At 46.9% G+C, this 22,423-nt stretch carries 22 protein-coding genes; 18 read left to right on the forward strand and 4 right to left on the reverse strand.

Annotated features, from left to right (window positions below):
* The first annotated feature begins 39 nt into the window (after positions 1-39).
* The 16 genes from GVY43_RS14315 to GVY43_RS14390 all read left to right on the forward strand — a co-directional run bounded on the left by GVY43_RS14315 (position 40) and on the right by GVY43_RS14390 (position 15,421).
* The gene (locus GVY43_RS14315; RefSeq protein WP_159563553.1) at positions 40-1,254 is read left to right on the forward strand and encodes a M48 family metallopeptidase; all 1,215 of its coding nucleotides are present in this window, start codon (positions 40-42) and stop codon (positions 1,252-1,254) included.
* Positions 1,255-1,351: 97 nt separating this feature from the next.
* Entirely contained in the window at positions 1,352-3,109 is a 1,758-nt protein-coding gene (locus tag GVY43_RS14320; protein ID WP_074037752.1) for a sensor histidine kinase, read from the forward strand.
* Positions 3,106-3,816: a response regulator gene (locus GVY43_RS14325; RefSeq protein WP_074037751.1), complete on the forward strand. Its 711-nt coding sequence runs from the start codon at positions 3,106-3,108 to the stop codon at positions 3,814-3,816. The genes GVY43_RS14320 and GVY43_RS14325 overlap by 4 nt, the downstream gene beginning before the upstream one ends.
* Positions 3,817-3,831: 15 nt before the next feature.
* Positions 3,832-4,545 (forward strand): purine-nucleoside phosphorylase, encoded by a 714-nt coding sequence (gene deoD / locus GVY43_RS14330; protein WP_015880817.1) that lies wholly within the window; start codon positions 3,832-3,834, stop codon positions 4,543-4,545.
* Between the two features lie 121 nt (positions 4,546-4,666).
* Entirely contained in the window at positions 4,667-5,812 is a 1,146-nt protein-coding gene (locus GVY43_RS14335) for an MFS transporter (protein ID WP_159563554.1), read from the forward strand.
* A gap of 151 nt (positions 5,813-5,963) precedes the next feature.
* The gene (locus GVY43_RS14340) at positions 5,964-7,349 is read left to right on the forward strand and encodes an aldehyde dehydrogenase (RefSeq protein ID WP_074037749.1); all 1,386 of its coding nucleotides are present in this window, start codon (positions 5,964-5,966) and stop codon (positions 7,347-7,349) included.
* A gap of 153 nt (positions 7,350-7,502) precedes the next feature.
* Positions 7,503-8,213: a Crp/Fnr family transcriptional regulator gene (locus GVY43_RS14345; RefSeq protein WP_015880820.1), complete on the forward strand. Its 711-nt coding sequence runs from the start codon at positions 7,503-7,505 to the stop codon at positions 8,211-8,213.
* A gap of 178 nt (positions 8,214-8,391) precedes the next feature.
* Positions 8,392-8,511, forward strand: coding sequence for a cytochrome c oxidase subunit 2A (locus tag GVY43_RS14350; RefSeq protein WP_224863290.1), 120 nt, complete (start codon positions 8,392-8,394; stop codon positions 8,509-8,511).
* A 24-nt stretch (positions 8,512-8,535) separates the two neighbouring features.
* Entirely contained in the window at positions 8,536-9,006 is a 471-nt protein-coding gene (locus GVY43_RS14355) for a cytochrome c oxidase subunit II (RefSeq protein WP_015880821.1), read from the forward strand.
* The gene (locus GVY43_RS14360; RefSeq protein WP_074037747.1) at positions 9,007-10,692 is read left to right on the forward strand and encodes a b(o/a)3-type cytochrome-c oxidase subunit 1; all 1,686 of its coding nucleotides are present in this window, start codon (positions 9,007-9,009) and stop codon (positions 10,690-10,692) included.
* A gap of 52 nt (positions 10,693-10,744) precedes the next feature.
* On the forward strand, positions 10,745-11,335 hold the full coding sequence (locus GVY43_RS14365; RefSeq protein WP_159563555.1) for a kinase: 591 nt from the start codon (positions 10,745-10,747) through the stop codon (positions 11,333-11,335).
* A gap of 139 nt (positions 11,336-11,474) precedes the next feature.
* Entirely contained in the window at positions 11,475-11,867 is a 393-nt protein-coding gene (locus GVY43_RS14370; protein WP_201302258.1) for a GntR family transcriptional regulator, read from the forward strand.
* Complete coding sequence (locus GVY43_RS14375) at positions 11,845-12,525, forward strand: ABC transporter ATP-binding protein (RefSeq protein ID WP_159563557.1); 681 nt, start codon at positions 11,845-11,847, stop codon at positions 12,523-12,525. Before GVY43_RS14370 ends, GVY43_RS14375 begins: the two co-directional genes overlap by 23 nt.
* Positions 12,522-13,328 (forward strand): hypothetical protein, encoded by an 807-nt coding sequence (locus GVY43_RS14380; RefSeq protein WP_159563558.1) that lies wholly within the window; start codon positions 12,522-12,524, stop codon positions 13,326-13,328. Before GVY43_RS14375 ends, GVY43_RS14380 begins: the two co-directional genes overlap by 4 nt.
* A 9-nt stretch (positions 13,329-13,337) precedes the next feature.
* Entirely contained in the window at positions 13,338-14,438 is a 1,101-nt protein-coding gene (locus tag GVY43_RS14385; RefSeq protein WP_159563559.1) for a hypothetical protein, read from the forward strand.
* 410 nt (positions 14,439-14,848) lie between these two features.
* A complete protein-coding gene (locus tag GVY43_RS14390) occupies positions 14,849-15,421 on the forward strand; it encodes a hypothetical protein (RefSeq protein WP_084543114.1) in 573 nt (190 codons plus the stop codon).
* 137 nt (positions 15,422-15,558) lie between these two features.
* Here GVY43_RS14390 and GVY43_RS14395 read toward each other — a convergent pair whose 3' ends face one another.
* Genes GVY43_RS14395 through GVY43_RS14405 form a run of 3 tightly spaced genes read right to left on the reverse strand, consistent with a single transcriptional unit; the run spans position 15,559 to position 17,842 of the window.
* Positions 15,559-16,203: a hypothetical protein gene (locus GVY43_RS14395; protein WP_159563560.1), complete on the reverse strand. Its 645-nt coding sequence runs from the start codon at positions 16,201-16,203 to the stop codon at positions 15,559-15,561.
* On the reverse strand, positions 16,200-17,366 hold the full coding sequence (locus GVY43_RS14400) for a DEAD/DEAH box helicase (RefSeq protein WP_159563561.1): 1,167 nt from the start codon (positions 17,364-17,366) through the stop codon (positions 16,200-16,202). The genes GVY43_RS14395 and GVY43_RS14400 overlap by 4 nt, the downstream gene beginning before the upstream one ends.
* Positions 17,367-17,419: 53 nt before the next feature.
* A complete protein-coding gene (locus GVY43_RS14405) occupies positions 17,420-17,842 on the reverse strand; it encodes a hypothetical protein (RefSeq protein WP_159563562.1) in 423 nt (140 codons plus the stop codon).
* 362 nt (positions 17,843-18,204) lie between these two features.
* Here GVY43_RS14405 and pflB point away from each other — a divergent pair, with 362 nt between their 5' ends.
* Entirely contained in the window at positions 18,205-20,451 is a 2,247-nt protein-coding gene (gene pflB / locus GVY43_RS14410; protein ID WP_159563563.1) for a formate C-acetyltransferase, read from the forward strand.
* Between the two features lie 56 nt (positions 20,452-20,507).
* Positions 20,508-21,224 (forward strand): pyruvate formate-lyase-activating protein, encoded by a 717-nt coding sequence (gene pflA, locus GVY43_RS14415; protein WP_074037738.1) that lies wholly within the window; start codon positions 20,508-20,510, stop codon positions 21,222-21,224.
* A gap of 41 nt (positions 21,225-21,265) precedes the next feature.
* Here the strand turns inward: pflA and rsgA are convergent, their stop codons facing one another.
* Positions 21,266-22,231 carry a ribosome small subunit-dependent GTPase A gene (gene rsgA, locus GVY43_RS14420; RefSeq protein WP_074037737.1) on the reverse strand — a complete coding sequence of 322 codons (966 nt, stop codon included), beginning with the start codon at positions 22,229-22,231 and terminating at the stop codon, positions 21,266-21,268.
* Positions 22,232-22,423: the final 192 nt, after the last annotated feature.

Consider the following 22,423-nt stretch of genomic DNA (forward strand, 5'->3'; position numbering starts at 1 on the left):
TAATTAAACATGTATTTTGGAAAAAGAAGGGGAATTTAGATGAATCATTCAAACTTGGTACATAAACGAGAAAATTTATACTTCTCATTATTAGTCGCAGCAAGCGTACTCGTCTTGATTTTAGGAATCGTACTGACGATTGCATCGTTCGGTCTTTTCTTGTGGATCATCGGGACGATCGTAGCACTCTCAATGTTTACGCACTGGATTCAAATCGGGTATATTCGGACGAACGGTGTCAAGGTGACGCCTCGTCAGTTCACAGAGCTTCATGAGCTGGTTCAACGCGTCGGGGCTGAGATGGGGATTCGTTTGTTGCCAGATGTGTATATCTTACAGGCCGGTGGTGTGTTAAATGCTTTCGCCACGCGATTCTTCCAAAAGAATATGGTCATCTTATATTCTGATGTCGTGGAATTGACACGTACTGGACAGACGAAAGAAGTCGAGTTTGTCATCGCGCATGAATTGGCACATATTCGTCGGAACCACGTTCAAAAACAATGGGTTGTCTTACTTGGTAGCATCATTCCGTTTTTAGGATCAGCTTATTCGCGTGCATGTGAGTATACGTGTGACCGGATGGCAGCGCATTATCTTCAAGATTTTGGAGCGGCGAAACAAGCGTTGACCGTACTTGCGATCGGGGGACCGCTCGCGAAAGAAGTGAATGAGTTTGACTATCTGTATGAAGCGAGCCGAGAAAAGGGATTCATCGCGAAATATAGTGAACTGTTGTCGACGCATCCGACGTTACCGAAACGCATCGCAGCGATTGCGACACATGCGGGCGAAGAAAACGTACCGGTCTTTAAAACAGCGGGATATGTGAAAGCCTCTATCATTTCGATGATTCTATTGACTGTCATCGGTAACGGAGCAATCATCGCCTTGCTCGTCATGAACGATGATTTATCTGACTTTGTCGCATCGGCAATGAGCGAAGATCTCGAAGAGGATTGGGGAATGGAATTAGGTGAACCGATTCAAGAATTGACGTTCATGAATGCGAGTTATGAAGAAATTGAAGCGGAACTGGCAAACGTGACGGATGTGAACATTCAAGACGAATATGGGGAAACACCACTCCATAACTTGTTCTATAATGACGACATCGATCCTGAGACGGTCCTCCTCTTACTTGATCACGGTGCAGACGTGACCATCGAGAACGAAGAGGGGATGACACCGATTGATGTGGCACGAGAAATGGGACACGGACCACAACTCATTGATTTAATGGAATCCTATTAATAGTCGCTGAATCCTTGTTTCGAAAGAAATGAGGATTCTTTTTTATGATTCTTGCAAACGTTTGCATAACGCGTGATATACTCATGGGGTAGGGGGGATGTCGGTGAATAGCATTCGGACAAAGTTAACAGGAATGATTGCATTAACCATCATCGTGCCAGTCATTATCGCGACAATCATTTCATTTTGGTATGTGGAGGATCGAGAACGTGAACGCGGTCTTGAAATGACGGAATGGTCGCTTGAACGGGGGACGCGTCAGATGGAACGCTATATCTCTGACTTGAGTCGCTTGCCGACTAGCCTATACGCAGATCGTGACGTATTGGACATACTGGAATACGGACCGGGACTGTCGTTAAGAGAAACGGAGATTGAAGTGCGACGAGCGCTCCTCGCAATGTATTTGTCCCGGGAAGACGTGGCGCAAATTCAGCTGTTGATGCTTGAAGACATGGATTCATTCGCAGCGTATAAAATGAAAGTATCACCGCGTTCCAAAAAAGAACCGAGCGCTGTCCAACGACAGTTGTTGAATAATCCGAAAAGTCGTGTCTTGCTTGAAGCGTCACATCCGCTCATTCCGTATCATGATTTCGGACCAATCATGACACAAGAAGATGTCGTCACCCTCCATTTCAGACTCGATAAAATTGAAACGGACGAACCGCTCGCGATTCTGTCGCTCGATATCCCGGAAGATCTGTTCATCGGACAGTTGGCTTCTCTTCAAAATAGTCCGGAGGAAAGTCTATGGTTCGTTGGTGAGGACAATCGTGTGTTCGCCCATCTTGGAGATGGCGAGATTCCTTCGTCGTTTCAACCGAGATCGCTCTCGACCGATGGAAATCATCATCAAATCACGAAAACATTTGAGTTCGACCATCAGCAATTCTATGTCGGGAAGTCGATTCCAGATCAGCTCTTGACGGAACCGGCTTCACGAACATCGTTCATTATTTTGTTAGTCGGAATCATCTCACTCATTCTGGCATTGATTGGCGCCACGTACGCCTCGATGAAACTGACGACTCCGATTAAGACGTTGACCTCGAACATTTGGCGAATTGAGCAAGGCGATATGACGGTCTCGTTCGATTCCCTCGGAAATGATGAGTTCGGCGTACTCGGGAGACAGTTCAAGCGGATGATTGAGCGAATCGACGATCTGATTCAACGGGAGTATAAGCTTGCCTTAGAGAACCGAACGAATGAACTACGTGCCTTACAGGCGCAAACTAATCCGCACTTCTTATTCAATGCGTTACAGTCGATCGGCACACTGGCTTTAAAGGGAGATGGCAAAACCGTCTATCGATTGATCACACAACTCTCTTCGATGATGCGATATACGATGCATCCAGAAGAGTCGATGGTCACGCTAAAGAGAGAAATCGAGCATTTGAACTCATACATTCGCCTGCAAGACGTTCGTTTTCCAAATCAGTTTCAAGTGAGCGTCTCAGTCCCTGAGGACCTCCATGAACTGATTGTTCCAAAGATGATTTTACAGCCGCTCGCAGAGAACTTTTTCAAACATGGGTTCGAGCGAGACGGCTCGGCTTTAGCGAATAGATTTGACGTGATGGTCTGGATGGAAGGGGCGACACTCGTGATTCGCTGTGAGAACAGCGGACGTTCCTTGACGACGGAAGAATGGGAACGGGTCATGTCACGTATTGAACAAGGGGACTCGACATTTTATGACACAGAGGGTACAGGATTACGAAACATTCGTGATCGACTCATGTTAAACTATAATCGGGAGGCAGAATTTATGTTGGCTACACCTGAAACAGGCGGTTTTCGAATCATGATGCGTTTCCCGGCAACGGATGAAGGGGTGGCATCATGACGAAAGTGTTGATTGTAGATGATGAATCTCCAGTAAGGGAAGCGGTGAAATTACTCGGCGAATGGGAGCGGTTCGGTGTGAAGGCCGTACTCGAGGCGAAGAACGGACTTGAGGCAAAGGCGCTCATCGAGCAGGAGCGACCTGCTTTAATTCTATCGGATATTCAAATGCCACATTGTGATGGAATCGAGCTGATGGAGTGGGTACACGACCACGCTTCATCCTCTAAGCTCGTTGTGTTGACAGGTTACGATGAATATTCGTACATGCGCCGGGCCATCCAGTACGGGAGCTTTGATTATCTGTTGAAGCCGATCGACCCGGATGTACTAAACGATACGTTGTCACGGGCGTTAGCGGGCGTGATGACGGAGTCGAGTGAAGATCCGATTGCCCAAATTGGTACGTACATTGAACAGCACTTTGCGGAAGAGCTGAGTTTGCAAGGAATGAGTGAACGGTTTTACTTAAGTCGGGAGTATATCTCACGACGATTTAAACAACAATATGGCGTGAATCTATCTGAGTACGTGTTGACAATTCGGATGAATGAAGCAAAGCGCCTGTTAGAAACGAGTAGACAGCGTATCTATGAAGTCGCCCAAGCAGTCGGCTTTTCGGACGACAAATATTTCCGAAAGGTCTTTAAAAAACAAGTCGGTGTTACTCCGAACGAATTTCGGGAACAAGTTCAACGACAAGCTTAAAGGAGGAATTCAAACATGAGTGTACACATTGGAGCTCAAGAAGGACAAATTGCAGAAACGGTATTACTTCCAGGGGATCCGCTTCGCGCCAAGTATATCGCGGAAACGTTTTTAGAAGACGTCGAATTATATAACGAAGTTCGTGGCATGTACGGCTTCACGGGAACATACAAAGGAAAACGCATCTCAGTGCAAGGTACAGGGATGGGTGTCCCATCGATGTCGATTTACGTGAATGAACTCATCATGTCGTACGGTGCTAAAAACTTGATCCGTGTCGGAACAGCGGGCGGAATTCAAGAAGATGTTAAGGTACGTGACGTTGTTATCGCGATGAGCGCATCAAGTGAAATGGGACAAAACCGTGTCCGTTTCAACGGAATGGACTATGCGCCAACAGCGACGTTCGACCTCCTACATCGTGCGTATATGAATGCAGAAAAAGCGGGTATCCCGGTCAAAGTCGGACAAATCTTCACGGCTGACCAATTCTATCAAGATGATTTCCATCACTTCAAGAAATGGGCGGACTTCGGTTGCCTCGCGATCGAGATGGAAGCAGCAGGTCTTTACACGCTTGCAGCGAAACATAAAGTGAACGCGTTGACGATCCTCACGATCTCTGACCACTTGTTGACGGGTGAAGAGACGACTTCAGAAGAGCGTCAGTCGACGTTTGATGAAATGATTCGTGTCGCTCTCGACACAGCCGTCGAAGTAACAAACTAAGCGATTTTCCCTATAGCCTTTGGCTGTAGGGATTTTTTGTGTCTAAACCTATTCATCCCTATGAAACGGGTGGAGCACCAGCTAGACTAAGAATAAGATCACGGGAAAGAGGAATTGTCCGATGAAAACTCCATCACGTTTTATATTATATGCAATCGTATTCTTTGCCTTTTTTGATTTATTCGCCCAACTTCCGATCATGAGCACATTTGCGGTATCCGTTGGGGCATCCTCGTTTATCGCTGGCTTTTCCATTGCAATCTATTCGTTGACGAACACGTTTGGAAATATGTTATCTGGTATATGGACTGACAGAAATGGTCCATATCCGGTTTTGGTTCTCGGCTTGTTTCTGACGAGCTTCAGTTTATTGGCTTATCAGTTCGTCGACTCAGCATTTATGTTGCTGTTTGTACGGTGTATTCATGGCTTTATGGCCGGACTCATCGTCCCAGCTGCATTTACGCTGTCGGCGAACGTCACCGCGATGAACCGTCAAGGTAAGAAAGTCGCCATTACCGGTAGTTTCGTCGGGTTAGCTGCCATTATCGGTCCAGCATTCAGCGGTATCGTCGCAAGCATCACATCGCCACCAACTGTCTTTTTATTCGTCTCTTTATTCGGTTGGGTGATTCTCATCGTGACGATTGTGACAATGCGAGGAAGTCAAACGGTCGAGACAATAATAGAAAAAGAGAGGACACGGGAAAAACCGGATCCGAAAGTGCTTCGTGCCTATTGGGGCGCTTTTTTCCTCATGTTTTCTCAAGGGGCGCTCGCCTTTTTACTGCCGCTCCATGTGCAGGAACTTGGATATGATTCACGATTGAGCGGGACATTGCTCAGTATGTTCGGCGTGGTAGCCGTCCTGTTCTTTTTATTGCCGACGAACCGATTGTTTGATCGATTCTCTCCGACAAAGTTGACCGCACTTGGGGTGGCTATCATCGGGATAAGCCAGGTGTTAATTGGACAATCGGGTGTACAAACTAGCCTGTATGGGGTACTTGCCTTATATGGTGTCGGGTTTGCCATTTTATTCCCGGCCATTAATACGTTGTTGATCCAATCGACCTCTCCACAAAATCGAGGGAAAGCATACGGGGCGTTCTATGCCTTTTTCTCTCTCGGAACGGTAGCGGGGTCATCATTCTTAAGTGTTCTTCCACTCTCGATCGTCCAGCAGTTCACACTGACCGGCTTGATTTTAGGGAGCGCAAGCCTGCTCTTTCTGATCAGCGCGCGAAAAAGAGTACGGATGTTTTGACACGAGGGAAGCAATCGCTTACTCTATGATTAAGCGTTTAAACATTTAAACGCTTTGTATTATAGTAGGTTGATGAAAGCGTTTTTTTAGATTCACGTTTCACACGATGATAAAATGAGATAAATGTGATGAATCATAAGGAGGAAAGTTTATGCTGGCACCGATTGAACAGTTGACGATTGACGAGCTAGTCCAGAAACAGCGCCGCTTCTTTAAAACACAGGCGACAAAATCGATGGCATTTCGTTTGAGCATGCTGACGTTTTTAAAGGAGTCCATTAAGCATTATGAAGCGGATTTGCTAGAGGCGCTTCGCGAAGATTTGAACAAGTCCGAATTGGATGCGTATACGACGGAAATCGGATTTATTTACGATGAGATTTCACGAACGACGCGTGAATTGAAGCGGTGGATGCGTCCGAAGCGTGTCCGTGGGACGGCGATTCATCTTGGGATGAAGAGTGAGATTCAATATGAGCCGTACGGCACGGTGTTGATCATCGCTCCATGGAATTATCCATTCCAATTGGCTGTTGCTCCGCTCATTGGTGCGATTGCCGCAGGGAATACAGCCGTTGTCAAACCTTCAGAATTGACGCCGAATGTTGCGCGTGTCCTGACGCAGGTGCTCGAGCGTGCCTTCACCGATCGATATGTGGCAAGTGTCGAAGGGGATAAAGATACAGCGCAAGAGCTGTTGGCACAAAAATGGGATTACATCTTCTTCACGGGATCGACGCAAGTCGGGCGAATCGTCAATCAGGCGGCAGCGAAGCATCTGACGCCAGTCACGCTCGAACTAGGTGGGAAATCACCAGTCATCGTTCACGGAGATGCGAACGTCTCCATTGCAGCAAAACGTGTCGCCTGGGGTAAATGGATGAACGCCGGTCAAACATGTGTCGCACCAGACTATGTGCTCGTCCACGAATCGCAACAAGAAGCATTTTTAGAAGCGATTAAACAAGAGGCGTTTGCGATGTTTGGGAATGGTGTCGGCACGAAACGATACACGCGCATCGTCAATGAATCACACTTCGACCGTTTGGCTCACTATTTGACAGAAGGTGACCTTGTGTTCGGTGGAGAGATGAACCGGGATGAGCTTAAAATTGCGCCGACCGTCATGACGAATCTTCATGAAGATGCTGATGTGATGAAAGATGAGATTTTCGGTCCGATTTTACCAGTCATTCCATATCGTCAATTGGATGAAGTGATCGAGTTCATCTCAGACCGACCACACCCATTGGCGCTCTATCTCTTTACAGAGTCAAAGGACGTGGAAAGAACCGTCATGAAGCACCTTTCCTTCGGTGGCGGGTGTGTGAACGATGTCATCATGCATTTGACGAACCCAAATCTACCGTTTGGTGGAGTGGGCGAGAGCGGAATGGGGGCCTATCATGGGCGAACGAGTTTTGAGACATTCAGCCACGCGAAGTCTATTTTAAAAAATACGACAAAATTTGATTTACCAGTCCGGTATCCGAACTTCAAACCGGCTGAACAATTGATTCGACTGATTCAACGATGAATCGATGTAAAGATTCGGGGTCATACCCGAATCTTTTTATTTTCAAAAGATTGTTTGAAATGTCACATACTTTTATGATACTCCCTGTCACACTCCTGTATAATAAAGTCATAAATGGAACGGACGAATGAAACGTGGAGGGAGCACCGACCTATGTCAATGCAATGTGGAACGACCCAACCGAACAGTTTTGTATTCTCAGATGAAACGAAACAGCTGTTACTCGAAATGATGACGCTTCAGCATCATCCAAAAGCGAGTATCGTGTGTTGGGAAGGTGAGAAGTGTGATAAGTTCTTTTATTTGAAGAGTGGATCTGTCAAATTCACGAAAATCACGAAAAAGGGAAATCCACTCGTCATGTTCATGTATGGATCGGATGATTTCTTTGGTGAGTTTGACATCGTGGAGACATTCCCTAGTTCGTATAGCATCGAAACGACTGAAGAGAGTACCATCGGGACGATTTCAAAACGAGAGTTAGAATCGCTTATGCAGCGCGATATCCGTTTTGCCGGAGAAATCTTGCGCTGGACATCGATGATGCGTAAGCATTCCGAAATGAAAGTGCGCGACTTATTGTTGTATGGAAAACCTGGTGCATTGGCTTCGACGTTACTTCGAATGGCCGCGATGCATGGAGTGGAGGAAGAAGATGCAATCGTGATTCCTCGTCATCCGTCTGACGGAGAACTCGGACAACTGATTGGAGCACCGCGTGAGACGGTGAACCGATTGATCAGTCAGTGGCGAAAAGAAGGTGTCATCAGCACAACAACGAAATCAATCATCATTCGCGATGTCGACTTTTTAAAAGAGTTATGCCATTGCGAAGGCTGCCCGGCAGGAATATGTCGTTTGTAAACCGCCCCATGTGGAGGCGGTTTTTTTGTGGATTGGTTTTGTACAAATGTGAACTTTATGTGTTGAAACTACGCAAAATTGATGTGATTGTCACTTTTTGAGTGATAAATATCACATATTATCACCAGAGCGATTGCATACAATAAAGGTGGAAAAACAAGCGAAAGGGGTCTTACACGTGGAACATAAAGATGGGCAAGAACCGAATTTAAAAGGAACGTTCACATCGGTCATGATCGTGGCGGGTGTCATCATCGCCATGTGGTCATCAGTCTTTTACTTATTCGTCACTCGATAAGAATTCAGGGAGGAGGGTCTCATCATGCATATTCATAAACTAGAAAAATATTGGCTTACATTCGGCATCATTCTACTCGCAGTCTTCCTGACTGTTCTCGGGGTATCCGCATTCGCGGCAGGTAATCAACCCGCATCGGATGCAGACTTGATTGACCCGGCAAAAGTAAATCAGACGGCTCCGTTCGACAAACCAGGACTTCATCAAATTGGTGAAAATGAATACGAGCTCGTCATGATCGCACAAGCGTTTACGTTCACACCAGGGAATGTTGAAATTCCAAAAGGGGCAAAAGTGACGTTCCTCGTGACATCACCTGACGTCGTCCACGGATTTCAGTTGACGGGTACGCCGGTCAACATGATGATCGTCCCGGGACATATCAACTCGTTGACGTACACATTCGAGGAAGCTGGCGAATTTTTAATCTTGTGTAACGAATATTGCGGTACAGGGCATCACATGATGTCGACTAAAATCAAGGTGGTGGAATAAATGAATGACGTATCATCTAAACTGAAGCAATGGGAGATGGAACGCGGCGTACCGGTTCCGAGTATCGGAGCAAAAGAGGCACGTCTTGCCTATGGACATGTTCTCGTATCCGTTCTCGCCATCTTGATTGGGGCGCTAGCTGGATTGACTCAGACATTGATTCGGACGGGTGTCATTCCTGAAATCTTTGGATACTATCAACTTCTGACTGCGCACGGGATCATGCTTGGAATCGTCTTTACGACGATGTTCATTATCGGTCTTTTATATGCCTTATTGGCGAAGTCGTTCGGTCGCTTTGAATCGTTCCCGACACGTGTCGCTTGGCTCGGTTTTTGGACGATGATCATCGGTGCTGTCATGGTAACCGTCATGATTTTGGCCAATAAAGGGACGGTCTTATATACGTTTTATGCGCCGCTCATGGCAGATCCGCTCTTCTATGTCGGACTCGTGTTATTCGTAGTCGGGACATGGTTGTCGTCTTTCGCGATGTTCCGCATGTATGCGGATTACAAGCGTGACAACCCTGGTATCCATCCACCACTTCCGGCGTATATGAGTATCATGACGATGCTTCTTTGGGACATTGCGACACTTGGTGTTGCAGCAACGATTTTATTCCAACTCCTTCCGCTCTCGTTAGGATGGACGGATACAGTCGGAATCGAGTTATCTCGTACATTGTTCTGGTACTTCGGTCACCCGCTCGTTTATTTCTGGCTCATGCCGGCATACATCGTGTGGTATACGGTCGTACCGAAAGTGATTGGTGGGAAGATCTTCTCGGATGCGTTGGCGCGGATGGCGTTCTTGCTGTTCTTACTCTTCTCATTCCCGGTCGGTTTCCACCATCAGTTGACAGAGCCAGGGATTGAACCGTTCTGGAAATTCGTTCAAGTCATCTTGACGTTCTTAGTCGTCATCCCATCATTTATGACAGCATTCTCGCTCTTTGCGACGTTTGAACTTCGAGGTCGTGCCCTTGGCGCGAAAGGACTGTTCGGATGGGTGAAGAAAATGCCATATGGCGATGTTCGCTTCCTTGCTCCTTTCGTTGGGATGTTGTTCTTCATCCCGGCTGGCGCAGGTGGAATCATCAACGCTTCGCACCAATTGAATGCAATGGTCCACAATACGTTATGGGTCACAGGACACTTCCACATCACAGTAGGTACTGCCGTCGCCTTAACCTTCTTCGGAACAGCGTACTGGCTAGTCCCAGTCCTACGTGGTCGCACGTTGACGAAGGCGATGAACAAGCTTGGATTGATTCAAGCAGGAACATGGGCATTCGGTATGGCGATCATGTCCTATGCAATGCATATCTCAGGATTGAACGGGAACCCACGTCGTACGGGTCCGGCAACTTATTTCTCAGATGCATTGACGCGTGAATGGATCCCATATCATGTCATGATGGCAATCGGGGGAACAATTTTGTTCATCTCTGTTCTCATCTTCGTCTACTCGATGTTCAACTTGTCATTCCTCGCTCCAAAAGGCGAAGAAGAATTCCCGCTCGCTGAGACAGAAGAGGCGGCGATGGATACACCGCGTTACTTCGAGAATTGGAAGCTATGGATTACCGTGACATTTGTCTTGATCGCATTTGCATACACCGTTCCAATCTGGCACTTGATTGAGAGTGCGCCTCCAGGAGCGCGTGGTTGGGTACTCTGGTAAACTGAAGTCAGCTCATTCGTGAGCTGACTTCTTTTGTGTGAGGAGGAACGATATGAACATATTAGACGTCATCCGTGCGGCTCGTTCGATGCACTCAGAGAATCGACCGTTTGTGGTAGCGATTGATGGACTGAGCGGAGCGGGCAAGACAACGCTCGTCTCACATTTGAGCAATGAGCCGAGTGTTTACGTTCTTCACATCGATGACTATATCGTTGAACGGGACAGACGCTATCAGACCGGACAGCCTGAACCGGTGGAGTATTACGCATTTCAATGGGATGTCTCGCGCTTAGAACGTGAACTGTTTCGTCCATTGAGGAATGGGATGACGGAATTGACGTTACCTCGTTACGTGTATGAACGAGATGTCATCGCAGAAGAGATCGTGGACGTATCATTCGCGCATACGGTTGTCGTAGAAGGGATTTTTCTACAACGTCCTGAATGGCGTTCTTATTTCGACTATGTGATTTATCTCGACTGTCCCCGAAAAGTTCGGTACGAGCGAGTTTTGAACCGGGATACATACCTCGGTGATCCGACAACACGGCTTGAGAAATACAAGCGCCGGTACTGGCCAGGAGAAAATTTGTATCTTCGGGACGTCGACCCGAAAAGAGGGGCAGATAGCGTGCTCTGACTGAACGTTTTAACATCTGACGCACGTGTCAGATGTTTTTTGTTTGGAGAAAATTTGAAAAAATGATTGACGTCTTAGTGTATTACGCTAATAATACAGTTAGGAAGTGTATTAACCATGTCATACACTTAGAAAGGTGATGAACATGCAATTCAATACGAGGACACCAGTTTATCTACAAGTCGTCGACTACTTCAAGAAGAAGATGGCACTCGGTAAACTGAAAGCCGGGGATGAAATGCCATCCCGGCGAGAACTAGCGAACGATTTAAAAATTAATCCGAACACCGTTCAAAAAGCGTTCAAAGAAATGGAGGACCAACAATTGATTACGACCGAACGAAATCGACCGAGTCGTGTAACGACAGATGGTACGATATTGGCACAAATCCGCTCTGAGATTGTAGATGACGCGGTCGCAGTATTTGTGGAAGCGATTCAAGAACTCGACGTCTCGGTAGACGAGCTGGTCGATAAGATTAAACGACAGTACAAGGAGGGGACGTACGATGATCGAAGTGTTGGGAGTTAAAAAGCGCTATCGCCGGAAACAAGTCATTGAAGACGTTTCGTTCACAGCGAATAAAGGGGAAATCACGTGCCTGATCGGGCTGAACGGGACGGGGAAATCAACGTTATTGAAAGGCATCATGGGATTGACACCTTTCGATAAAGGTTCGGTATTGATTGATGGAAAACCAATTGATTTGAATCGTGTCGCCTTTGTCGCTGACCATGCGATGTTCCCAATTCATTTCACGATTGAGCAATGTGAAGCGTTTATGAAAGATTTCTATCCGACATTTGATTCGGCATTATTTGCTCGTCTCGTCGAAGATTTTAAATTATTCCCGGAAGATAAGTTGAGCGAGTTATCGAAAGGGACGCTCGCCAAAGCGAATCTTGCGCTCGGCATTGCCCAAGACCCGGATTATCTATTGCTCGATGAGCCGTTCTCAGGAATCGATGTCTTTTCGAAAGAACAGATTGTTGAACTGTTCTCAAGTGAAATCATGGAGAACCGGGGCATCCTCATTACGACACATGAAATAGAAGATATCGAGTACTTGATCGACAAGGCAGTCATGTTGAATAACGGACGCATCGTTCGTGAGTTTGACGTCGAGGATGTCCGTTTCATTCACGGGAAGTCGATCGTCGATGTGATGAGAGAGGAGTACGGGGCATGAATCTATTGAAACTATTGAGTTGGGAAGTTGAACGTGTCACGAAACCGTTCTTGACATTAGTCGCAGGTCTTATCGTTATACAGTTTGGATATCTCGGTTACTTTTTATGGGACGAAACAAATTTTTATGAACAGTTGCGACGTGAAGGAAATGCGGACTATCAACTATCATTTTTAAATTACTTAAATGGCACTCCTTATCTTTTATCACTCGGAATTGCCGTTGCTGCCGTGTTGCTGTACAGCGTATGGATCTGGTATCGCGATTTTCAAGGACGAGGGACGTTCATGATGCGACTGCTCACGATGCCACAAAAGCGGATGACCTTGTTCTTCGCTAAACTCGCTACCATTTTAATGATGACGTTAGGGTTATTTGCCATCGAATGGATTGCCCTCAAATTACAGTACATAGCGTTCACGAGTTGGTTTGATGGAAAGATGATACCGATGGGAGGCTCATTCGAGCAAGCTATTTCCTACCATGGGATGTTAATGGTTATGTATCCTTCTTCGCTCATCAACTTTGTCATTCATCAATTGATAATCACGATTGCTGTGCTCTTCATCTTCACATTCGTGTTGATTGAACGAAGTTTCTGGCAACGGACGATGTGGTCACCGGTACTTAGCTTGTCGATTCTAGTTGTCATCTTGACCATTCCAATTTTAGGATACGCGTTCCTGTCGAATCGACTAATTTATGATGAGACGATCGTGTACGTCGGTATGGTATTGGTCGTATGGGCAAGTGTGACGATTTGGCTAGGTCGAAGATTTTTACAGACGAAACTGAATGTGTGAGGTGAGAAAATGAAACGAATGTGGAATGTGGCCGCGCTCGGTGCGGTCATCGTGATTGGGCTTGGGACGTTTGCCGTTGATGCGACGGAACCGAAAGCAGAATGGGCGTTAGACATCAGTTCGAATCCATCAGTGTGGGAAGACGCAGTGGTAGAGATTGGTTATAGCACAGAGGATGATGTTGAACAGCGGTTTGAAGTGACGACGGATGAGAGTCACATCACGTCAAACTTGAACTATATAGCTGAGGGATTGCGATATCGGGAACGTTTGAATGGAGATGCGCGTTCCATTCATAGAATCATGAATGGATGGACGTATGCCCAATCGATTCGAACAGAAGACGGATATATCGGGGTCGGTCAGGATGGGATGAAAGAGCTCATCGTATTTACACAAGAAGATGAAGAAAAGTTATCGACATTTTCATTCGATGCCAGTGATTCAAAAATATACGACATCGTGAACGGGGTGTGGGCAGGCGCATTTCTGAATGATGGCCAGTTAAACTTAATCTATCGAGATGGATATGACGAAAACGTAAAAACAATGATCGCCACGTTTAATGAAGCGATGAATGAGGTGACCGTCAAAGAATTGAGAATGGATATAGGATTTATCACCCATGTCATCAATACGAATCGTTTTTATGCTACCGATGTATCCTCTCAAGTGACAGAAACTCGTTTCATTTCTGTCGGTGTCAGCTCGTACGAAGTGATCCGAGAAGGGGAAGAGGAAATCAATGTTGAGGATCCGAATCCAGGACTCTTCGCTTACGATACAAAAACGGGGAAAGTTGTTCAATTGGCTGAAGGTCAGGAATTTTGGGATTATACAGTGTCAGGTCACAACCTGTTCGCCTTAAATGAGGACGGCGAAGAAGTCGTTATCGACTTGAACACCTGGAAAAAAACGACCCGGGAAGTTCTTGATTCAGTGGATCACGCCTTCTATGAAAATGGTCGCCTTTACCAAACGCGCCAAGCGAAAGACGGTGTTGTCATCGATGTATACGAGGATGGGAAACAAATCTCGAGTGCGGCAATCACGCCTGAAAATGAAGAAGCGCGTGATATACTCAAACAGATTGACGTAGATGTCAGATAAAAATATGAAAAGATGGGGTCCATCCAAAACATAGGTCAGCATCATTATGAATGATGATTGCTACGATAACGTTATAACGATGAAAATGACTCATCTACTGCCTAAGCGGACATAGTTGTCCGTTTTTTTGTTTTGTACAACTCTAAATATAGACATATGTCTTGCCCCTTAGAACATCTTTTTCGGGCTTACATTCCAAATTTCAGTATGTTAATTTGCGAGTGAATGGGAGGTTATATAAATGAAAAATTCGACTAAAGAGTGGATTTATATCCTGCTCCTCGCAGCCATTACTGTTATACACTTTTTTGTGGATGGCTTGTCTGAGAATAGTAAAGCGGTTATAACCATTGTAATTTTTCTAATCGCTGTAGTGCTTAAGTTTGTAGTAAAAACGAAGGAGGATTAACTTGTCTATAAAATCGAAAGTCATATCAGTTATGATGGTGATGATACTTGTTTTGTCTACCTCATTTATACCAGGAGATTCAGCTAGCGCTGCTGAAGATTTGAATGAACAGGACTTACAGTTAATTGAGATCCTAACTGCAATCGAGAATATGCCGGATGAAGTGATTATGCAGGGCGAGGAAGCCATAAAAATATACCTTGAGAATGAAGTAAGTTTCACACTTGATTTGGATGAAAGACAAGATTTAGCGGGTGTTCGAAAAGCTAGTATAGGTTCAATTGCAGGTTGTGTAGGAGCCGTTGGAACTGCAATTGTCATCAATTTTACTCCAGCGAAAATCCTCAAAATCAAATCTGCCTTGAAATCTGTCGGTGGTGCTACGAAGTTTGTTAAAGCAATCAAACCATACTATCAGATGTCACGAGAAGATAAATTAAGTAAGACAGCGTCACTCAAACAAGCTGTTCGACTCGCGGCTAAAGATGCAGGACCAGATGCGCGCGAAGCCTTGCTAGACCTCTTCGGTGTTTCATCTGTGATTGGATCATGTTCAGCAGCCTTTGGAAAATAAAAAAACTCCGATGGATTTCGGAGTTTCATAAAACTTGAGCGGGTCTTGGTATACCCGCTCTTTTTAGTAGCGTTGGAATACTGAACTTGTGAAGATCAACATGGTGAGGGGATGATTGCATGCTGATCCTGCTTTTTTTACTTAGTCGGTTTCGGTATGATGACGCCTTCTTCTAAATCAAGCAACAAGTCGATCAGTTCCGCGCAGAACTCCGGGAACTGCTCCAAAAAGGCACCGGGACCGACTTCATCCGTAAAGTCGATATACAGATCGGCAACATTCCCAGACATCTTCGCAGGTAAGGCGAGAAACGCAGAACCGAAACGCCAACTGCCTCGGATATCGAGTAGCTTCCCGAGAACGAGGTCGCCGGTCTCACGTTCTTCTGGTAACTGAACGGCGTATGTCTCTTTTGATTCCCAGTCTTTCAACTGACCGTCTTCTGTGACTTCAAAGATGCTACAACGCGGGACGGCTAGTCCACGGAGTGCGTGATAGAGGGCAGGGGACATGTCGCTCTTATGGTCGGCCAAGTAGCGACCATGGGGTGTCATCCCATCCTCATCCGTCTCAAAGAAGACGGCCCAATCGATGAAGAGGTCACGGAAGAGTTCGGCATCTTTTAAGTGCCATGTCCCTTCCGATGCAATCTCTTGAATATAGTTCGTCCACTGTGTGCTTCGCGCAAGAGCCGCTTGCTCATACAACTTTTTCAGTTCGGCAAGCAATTCGGACTCTTCGACGAGCAAAGGGAAGGGAATTACTTTCCGGTCTTTTTTCATCGGCGCGGTCCTCGCTTGTTCGCAGGACGTTTGACGACAGGAGGCTTCTCCTCAATCCGTTTCTCAATCACGTCACCGCGATAGATTTCGAGCTCTTTCAACTCGACACCGAGTTGACGCGCGAACGATTTCAAGTGCGGCAGGTCATCCGTCGTCACGAGTGAAAGGACAGTCCCTCCCGCGTTACCACGAGCGGTACGGCCAGAACGGTGGATGAAGTCATCAATTGACTCCGGTAAGTCGAAATGGACGACGTGTGTCACATCTTCAATATCGAGACCGCGTGCAGCAAGACCAGTCGTGATAAGGAGCGGGTATTCGCCTTTACGGAATTCGCGGAGCGTCTCGACGCGTTCGCGCTTCCCTTTCAAGCTGTCGAGCATCCGGTAGTTCACTTTCAACTTTTCAAGTTCTCCGCGAAGCGGTGGCAAGAACGAGCGGTTGTTGATGAAGGCGAGTGCCTTCACATCGTCGACGTGTGAAAGACGACGAAGAAGTTCCGGTTTATACCGGCGCGTCGTTAACAGATAGCCGTATGTCACTTGATTGCTTACGGCACGTTCGATTTTGATATGAGCCGGTTCGTTCATGAATGGTGACGCCCACTCTTGGAGTGAGTCGGTGAGTGTTGCCGAGACGAGTGCAAGCTGACGCTCGTGCGCGGTATGCTTGATGATTCGTTCTGCGGCCTCTGTCAAACCGCTGTCGATGATTTGGTCGGCTTCATCCAAAATGACGGTATGTGTTTCGTGGAGCTTCAGTTTTTTCTTGTCGATCAACTCGACGAGACGACCTGGTGTCCCAACGATCAAATGTGGCTTCTTCTTGATTCGGTCGATTTGACGTTTCAATTCGACGCCACCGATGAACGAACCGATGCGGACGTCGCCTTTTTCGGTGAAACGTTGTGCGACTTGTTGAATCTGCATGACAAGTTCACGGGTCGGGGCGACCACAACGACTTGGATGCGGTCGTTCGATGGGTCGATCTTTTCAATGGCTGGAAGAAGGTAGGCGAGTGTCTTACCCGTTCCGGTTGGTGCCTCGATTGTCACATCTTTTCCATCTAATAGTAGAGGAAACGCTTCTTTTTGGACCGGCATCGGCTCATTGAAGCCCATCCGTTCCCACGTTTCGTTAATAAAAGGTTTTGTAAAATTCATATTCGGTCTCCTTATCTTTAGGCAAAAACAAAGGAAGCGACAGCGCTCCCTCGTCAAATATAGCGAACATGCTCCTGACCATCTTCCATTGAAGAACGTAACGTCTGTGTGTACGTCTGACCGTCTTCGATGAGTTGGATGTGGGCGTCTGCACCTTCTGCTGTCAATTCAACTTTCTCAATCGTGAATCCTTGATAAACGCGATACTGTAACTCGGCCGCCATGTTCTCGAACGGTTTCAGTTCCGGATGTGTCGTAATGACATGGATTGGACGCGACAAAAGTGCAGCGAGTAGCTGGTCGCGATAATCGATAAAGTCTTCGTTCTCGATGTCATCGTCGAAGCGGAGCCAAAACCCTCCGTCTTCAAATTCTGTGATAAATCCATCACGCTTTTCACCAGCCTCATCGACCTTTAATGAGATGCGATCGCCGACTTGAAAGGCGTGATTTGCTGTTAATGGTTCATACGTCATGAGTAGAACCCCTTCCTCTTATGCAATGTTCTGCCTTCATTGTGTCTGATACGACACAAAAATTCAAGTTCTAACCGAGTGATGTGAGATTAATCACCTTAAAAACTGTATAGTTCGTCACAGAACAATCAAATTAGTACAGATGATGGGTAAACGTTATCCAATTGGGGGCTCATCTGTTTCAACTCATATAATTTGTCGGATATAACAGTTTGTAAAACGCTTTCAAAAACGGCTATTTCATCACGTTCATAAGATTGTTACAAGTTTCACAAGAATGTAAAACATATTGTTCATGTTTTCACGTACACTCACAGTATAGATAACACGCAGTTACTTTCGAGAATGAGGAGTGAATCAACATGGCAACCGAAATCAAATCCGCATGGTCAGGTTTTGTCCCTGGTCAGTGGACGAATGAAGTAAACGTCAGTGAGTTTATCCGTTTGAACCGTCATGAGTACACAGGAGACGATGCGTTTTTAGCAGGTCCAACCGAAGCGACAAACGTTCTTTGGAATCGTGTGATGGACCTAACAAAAGAAGAGCGTGAACGTGGAGGCGTCTGGGACGTCGATCAACACACACCATCGACCATCGTATCGCATGGACCAGGTTACTTAAACAAAGAGTTAGAGAAAGTCGTTGGCGTTCAGACGGATGAACCGTTTAAACGTTCGATTCACCCGAATGGCGGCATTCGTATGGTCGATGCGGCACTCGAATCATATGGTTTCGAGCCAGACGAAGAAATCACTAAAATTTACTCAGAAATTCGTAAAACACATAACCAAGGTGTCTTCGATGCCTATACACCAGAAATGCGGGCCGCTCGTAAATCAGGGATCATCACTGGGCTTCCCGATGCATACGGTCGCGGACGCATCATCGGTGACTATCGTCGCGTCGCTCTCTATGGAATCGATTTCTTGATGGCAGAACGCAAAAAAGACTTGGCAAAACGTGGCGGGTTCTTATCTGAATCGGACATCCGCGATCGGGAAGAACTGAATGAACAACTTCGTGCCCTCCAAGAACTTAAACAACTCGGAGCTGCATATGGATTTGACCTCGGTCGTCCTGCGGAAAATACGCAAGAAGCATATCAATGGGTATACTTGGCGTATCTTGCTGCCATCAAAGAACAAAACGGTGCCGCAATGTCACTCGGTCGCGTCTCGACCTTCCTTGATGTGTACGCTGAACGTGACCTTGAAACGGGTCGCTTAACAGAATCAGACGTCCAAGAAATCGTTGACCATTTCATCATGAAACTTCGAATCGTCAAATTCTTACGGACACCGGACTACAATGAATTATTCTCAGGTGACCCGACTTGGGTGACAGAATCAATCGGTGGGATGAGTCAAGACGGTCGCTCGAACGTCACGAAGAGTTCATTCCGGTTCTTGCATTCACTCACGAACCTCGGACCAGCTCCAGAACCAAACTTGACGGTCCTTTGGTCGACGAAACTTCCAGAAGGATTCAAACAATACTGTGCGAAAATGTCGATTGAAACTTCGGCTATTCAATATGAGAACGATGACTTGATGATGCCACAATTCGGTGATGACTACGGCATCGCATGTTGTGTGTCACCGATGAAGATCGGGAAACAAATGCAGTTCTTCGGTGCGCGTGCCAACATGGCGAAGGCTCTCCTTTATAGCATGAACGGCGGTCGTGACGAGAAGAGCGGTGCTCAAATCGCTCCAGTTTGGGAAATGAACACAGAAGACGTGCTTACGTACGAAAAAGTATATGCCGACTTTGACCGGACGCTCGACTGGTTGGCAGAGCTATACGTGAATACGCTCAACGTCATTCACTTCATGCACGACAAATATGCGTATGAACGAATCGAAATGGCGCTTCACGATCCTGAAATCTTACGGACGATGGCTTGTGGGATCGCAGGTCTCTCGGTAACGGCGGATAGTCTTTCAGCAATCAAATACGCAAACGTCAAACCGATCCGTAATGAAGAAGGAATCATCGTCGACTTCGAAACAGAAGGGGACTTCCCGAAATTCGGAAACAATGATGACCGTGTCGATGCAATCGCCGTCGAACTCGTCGAATCATTCATGGAGAAAGTACGGAAACATAAAACATATCGTGACGCACTTCATACGCAATCGGTCCTCACGATCACATCGAACGTCGTCTACGGTAAGAAAACAGGAAATACGCCAGACGGTCGTCGTGCGGGTGAACCATTCGCTCCAGGTGCCAACCCAATGCATGGACGGGATACAAAAGGTGCGGCTGCATCGCTCTCATCTGTTGCGAAACTTCCATTTGAACACGCACAAGACGGAATCTCTTACACGTTCTCAATCGTACCGAAAGCACTCGGAAAAGAAGAAATCGCACGCGAACTCAACTTGGCGGCGCTTCTCGATGGGTACATGAGCGGAGAGCACAAAGGACATCACTTGAACGTTAACGTCTTCAACCGCGAGACGCTTCTCGACGCAATGGAACATCCAGAAGAATATCCACAACTCACAATCCGCGTATCAGGATATGCGGTCAACTTCATCAAGTTGACACGTGAGCAACAGATCGACGTCATCAACCGTACGTTCCACGGTTCGTTGTAAATAAAGGCTTAGCGGCCTTCTACGGAGGGCCGCTCATTCGTTAGGAGGTCATTTCGATGACAATGGGATATGTACATTCGGTCGAATCATTTGGAACAGTTGACGGCCCTGGTATTCGCTTTATCGTCTTTTTACAAGGTTGTGCGTTACGTTGCCTCTATTGCCATAATGCAGATACGTGGGATTTCAAAAAGAATAATCACCGCTCGGCTGAAGACGTCATTCAAGAGGCGCTCAGCTACCGTCCGTTCATGGACGCATCGAAAGGCGGCATCACGATTTCTGGTGGCGACCCACTCGCGCAACCTGAATTTTTAGAGGCGCTGCTGCGTGAAGCGAAAAAGCATGGGCTTCATACGACACTTGATACGTCTGGTGCGCTCCGACCTCCTAATTTGGATGCGATTTTAGATCACACCGATCTTGTCTTGCTCGATATCAAGCATATCGACGACGACATGTGTAAAAAGCTAACGGGACGTAGCAATGCCAACACGCTCGCGCTTGCCGAACACCTTTCCGAGCGCGGAACGAAAATGTGGATTCGCCACGTCCTTGTACCTGGATGGACGCTCGAAGAAGGTGCGCTTCGTCGCACGGCCGCGTTCATTCAAAAGCTAGACCATGTCGAGAAAGTCGAGATTTTGCCTTATCATGAGATGGGCGTCTACAAATGGGAGGCGCTCGGACTCGATTATCCGCTTAAAGGCACGAAGCCCCCGACATCCGATGAAGTCGAATGGGCAGAAGGGATTTTGCAGGGAACCGTATAAAAAAGCAAGCGCAGGCCGATGTGGTCTGCGCTTGCTTTACGTTACACTCGCTTTTTCTTCTTTTCTAGGACGCGGGCATGTTCTGCCTGTTTTTTCTCCATATAGAGAAGCTCTCGCTCAAGTTTGACGTAGCTAGCATAGCGTTTCGCATCTAGCGTACCGCTCGTGAGTGCCTCTTGGACGGCACAGCCCGGTTCTTTCTGATGTGAGCAGTCGCGGAAGCGGCATGTCTCGGCAAGTGCTTCGATATCGCGAAACGTCTCATCGAGGTGCTCGCTTCCTTCCCATAGTCCGAATTCTCGCATCCCTGGTGTATCGATGACGTATAAGTCGTCGATTCGGAACAGTTCGCGGTGTGTCGTCGTATGTTTTCCGCGCTCGTCCTGCGCCCGGACGGCTTGTGTGACGGCAAGTGTCTCGTGGGCGAGGGCGTTCGTCAGCGTAGATTTTCCGACGCCGGACGAACCGACGAAGGCGATTGTGCTCTCACTCGGCAATGCGTGACGAAGTTCAGCCACACCTTTTCCCGTTACAGCACTGACGGGGAATACTTGAATTCCAGGTGCGTTCACTTGAATGTCTTCGAGCAATGTGTCGACGGAGTCGACTTGATCGGTCTTTGTCAAGACGATGATTGGGATTGCCCCGGTGTCCCAAGCGGCTAGCGTATAGCGTTCTAGGCGACGAATGTTGAAGTCGTGTCCACACGCCATCGTAATCAAGACGTAGTCGACGTTCGCGCAGATCAGTTGTTCACGTGTCTCGTTGCCGGCGGCCGCTCGTGAAAGAACGGTCCGACGCTCAAGGAGATGGTGAATCGTACCTTGACCATGCTCGCGAACTTGAATCGTGACATAATCGCCGATGACTGGGTAATCCCGTTCGCTCGTCGCGGCATGTCGAAATTTTCCGGAAACCCCGCACATATAGGCGTTTTCTCCGATTGATACCGTATAAAGATGTTGGAACTGTGCCGTGACACGTCCCGTTTCAGTTTGTTGATTCAAAAAGAATCCTCCTTTTAGTGATGGAGGACGACAGCCCTCCGATTTGCTGACATTTGGTTACGTGCATGCATCATGTTGCTCATAAAACATCATCCTTTCGTTGTTCGATAGCATTAGTGTACCACAGTTATTGGAAACGGTACCATCTCAGTCTAAAGACCGAGGTGAAACAAGCCTTCCGCTCGTCGACCT

Source organism: Exiguobacterium sp. 8H (assembly GCF_902506255.1).
GTDB lineage: Bacteria > Bacillota > Bacilli > Exiguobacteriales > Exiguobacteriaceae > Exiguobacterium > Exiguobacterium profundum.